3 protein-coding genes are annotated in these 3,338 nt (G+C 36.9%); 1 reads left to right on the top strand and 2 read right to left on the bottom strand.

Annotation, left to right across the window (positions count from 1 at the left end; genetic code table 11):
- Nucleotides 1-103 precede the first annotated feature (103 nt).
- Complete coding sequence (locus tag H5058_RS17960; RefSeq protein ID WP_182679351.1) at nt 104-823, top strand: hypothetical protein; 720 nt, start codon at nt 104-106, stop codon at nt 821-823.
- A gap of 174 nt (nt 824-997) precedes the next feature.
- On the opposite strand, the gene galU is transcribed toward H5058_RS17960, so the two are convergent.
- The gene (gene galU / locus H5058_RS17965) at nt 998-1,879 is read right to left on the bottom strand and encodes a UTP--glucose-1-phosphate uridylyltransferase GalU (RefSeq protein ID WP_182679353.1); all 882 of its coding nucleotides are present in this window, start codon (nt 1,877-1,879) and stop codon (nt 998-1,000) included.
- Nucleotides 1,880-2,076: 197 nt separating this feature from the next.
- Nucleotides 2,077-3,144: a UDP-N-acetylglucosamine--undecaprenyl-phosphate N-acetylglucosaminephosphotransferase gene (gene wecA, locus H5058_RS17970; RefSeq protein WP_182679355.1), complete on the bottom strand. Its 1,068-nt coding sequence runs from the start codon at nt 3,142-3,144 to the stop codon at nt 2,077-2,079.
- Between the last annotated feature and the right edge of the window lie 194 nt (nt 3,145-3,338).

Raw genomic sequence — 3,338 nt, forward strand, 5'->3', positions numbered from 1 at the left:
CTCAAAAATGCCTTGCCAGTGTTTTATTTTTTGCTGTTTATTCATAATTACCTCAGGTTAATATGCTGAGTAAATTATGCATAGGTAGCATTAATATTGGTATGTGGGTTTAATTGCGCGCTTACCTATAAAGGCGGTGCAGGTAGAACGCGGCGAAAAAGAAAGTACAGGCAAGCAACGTATCCATACAGGCATTACATACACAAATGGGGAAACTGACTATGTAAGGAATTTTTCAAATTACCCTGGTGTCGACCAGCCTACGCTGTTACTGCCGTTAGGTGAAAAACAGCGAAAAAGCGAGGATACATATGGCCCTTTTACGCATACGCACATTATTTTTTATGTATGGAGCGGCGTTGTTACAACAGCGAATACGAGAGAGGTTATTTATAAGTTTGGGATACGTCGTTTTGATTGGGCCGACACGCAAACGTATACAGTAAATGAATTAATGCAGTCTGTAATAAATCGTCAACTAGACTATTGTCGCAGGCATAACATTATTGCTAACGATGTGAACATTGAGCTTGTTTCAGCACCTATACCGTTTAGCGGCAACTGGGGGGGTAGCGCATTAGGCCAATTAGAATGTGGGCTTAAAAAGCCTGAAAAAAATCCGCTATTACTACAGCACAGTATGACAGATGAGTATAAGTTAACAAGCACAAACCCTACTGAGTTTATGTGTGACGATAGGTTTAATCAGTTATATGTTGTGCCGTTTATTAAAAATTACGCCAACACAATACAAAGTGACCAGCCTATTGCGTTTATTGATTTAGATAACGATGAATCTGAGAGTTTTGTTGTTCCAACGTAGTAACAACTACCGATGGTAAACGGCTATTTACCCTTGCAGGTTAAGTTTTGGCAATAAATTAAATATCATATCAGTCGGCTGTAAAGCTAACTGGTATGATATTTACAGTAAAATGGCTCGCTGAATACGCTGATTATTTTACTTAAAAATAAAATAATATGGGCTATGTAAAAACTAATTTACTAGCGCTTTTAAATGTTTTGTAAATTCTTCACCTAACGTTTCATGGCGTAAGCTGTATTCAACAATGGCTTTTAAGTAACCGAGTTTATCGCCACAGTCATGTGAGCGACCACTCATATGAAATGCTTCCGCGGTTTCGCTTTCCATTAACGCATCAATCGCATCAGTTAGCTGTATTTCCCCACCAGCGCCAACTGATGTTTTAGCAAGTAAAGGCCAAATGTTTTTACTTAATACATAACGGCCAACGACTGCTAAGTTTGATGGTGCAATATCAACAGCTGGTTTTTCAACCATAGTTTTAATTGCTGCGCTTTCACCTGGATTTAACTGCACACCACTAATATCCGCAATACCGTACTTGCTCACGTCTTCAAGTGCTACGGGCTCTAGCATAATTTGGCTGGCTTGCGTTTGGTTAAAGCGGTCAATCATTGCTGCTAAATTTTCAGTTTTTTGATTTGCAGTATAGGCATCGAGAATTACATCAGGTAATACCACTACAAAATCGTCATCACCAATAATAGGCTTTGCGCACAATACAGCATGACCTAAGCCTTTAGCTTCACCTTGGCGTACATGCATAATGGTTACATCAGGAGGACAAATAGAGCGTACTTCATCAAGTAAAACACGCTTAACGCGTTTCTCTAATGTAGCTTCTAGTTCAAAGCTGGTATCAAAATGGTTTTCAATCGCATTTTTAGAGCTATGCGTTACTAATACAATTTCTTTAATGCCCGCAGCAACACACTCATTTACTATATATTGAATAAGGGGTTTATCAACCAAGGGTAGCATTTCTTTAGGAATGGCTTTGGTCATAGGTAACATACGCGTGCCCAAACCGGCAACAGGGATAACAGCTTTCACAGATAGTCCTTTAATTTAATTAATCGTTTTAATATTTTTATAAATTACCAGCTAAGAAATATATCTAAGCTGAATATATTTAAGCTATTAAGCAGTGCTTTAAATAAACAGTGCATATGAAACTAAAAAGCACCAAGCTCAAATTGAACTCGGTGCTATATCTAAATCTAATTTATGAAAAACATATATTTTAGGTTTTATGAATAATTTTTCTCTGGTAAACCTAGTTTACATCTAAAAAAGTTAATAACTTTACAGTGATTAACTAAAATTATTAAGTAGCCAACAAAAACTACTATAAAACCATAAAACATGATGTATTCTGGTAATAAAAATATCTCGCCTAATATGCCAATGACTGCAAACACTGAGGCAATAAAACATATTAAGGCTAAGGTTTGTAATGACGATAAACCTAGACGCTGACAAATATGATGTAAATGATCACGGTCAGGTTTAAAAGGTGATTTACCTTGTTTAACTCTGCGTATCATTATTGAAACCATGTCCATTAGTGGCACTGCAATAAGCCATAAAGCTGTTACAGGGCGAATCATTGGGTTACCTTCTGCCTGACTTGCACCTATTAGCAACCAAATAACAGTAAAGCCTATCATCATACTACCTGCGTCGCCCATAAATACTTTTCGTTTATGGCCGACTAAACCTAAGTTCATTAAAATATAAGGGATCATACAAACAACTAATAATAAACATAAGTAACTTAAGCTTTGCTCGCCCGAAAGCGATAACAATATACCTACACTGCCAAATGTGACTATAGATAGGCCACCTAATAAGCCATCAATACCATCAACCATATTAAAGGCATTAATACAGCCTATTACAGCAAACACCGTGACTAATCCACCAAACATACCTAGCTCAATAACAGCAAAGCCTAACAGATTTCCTAAGCTATGCATTTCTGCGTTAGCAAAATAAATCATAGCTACTGATATTAGTGCTTGTACTAACATACGTATTTTAACACTTAAATCAAAGCGATCGTCCAATGCTCCAACAGCAGTAAGCCCACATATACAAAGCATATATAAATTAGCATGATTAATCATATCTGGATGCGAGTAAATATAATTTACAATAGTAATACATATAGCAATACCACCCACCAATGGAATATTTCCTGAATGTAGTTTACGACCAGACGGCTTATCGACGAGGCCTACTTTACGCGCAACTTTACGCATTAGAAATAAAATTGCGAATGAAATGAAAAAAGTAAAAAGTAGGTCTAAAAACATCAGAGTTCCTGTCTGTAAAAGTTAGTATAATTTGTCATGAGTCTGAACCATTATACCGCACTAGAATAATCGTAAGCGCGCATTTAAGCAGTGCGCTTAGCTATAATCGAAGTCTAGCTGCACATTCCACGGCATTAGGTCGGTAAAATCATCATCACCCACATCTCGATTCGGCAACGTTTTAAATAAATGCA

This window comes from Pseudoalteromonas sp. SR45-4 (genome assembly GCF_014163535.1).
GTDB classification, from domain to species: domain Bacteria; phylum Pseudomonadota; class Gammaproteobacteria; order Enterobacterales; family Alteromonadaceae; genus Pseudoalteromonas; species Pseudoalteromonas nigrifaciens.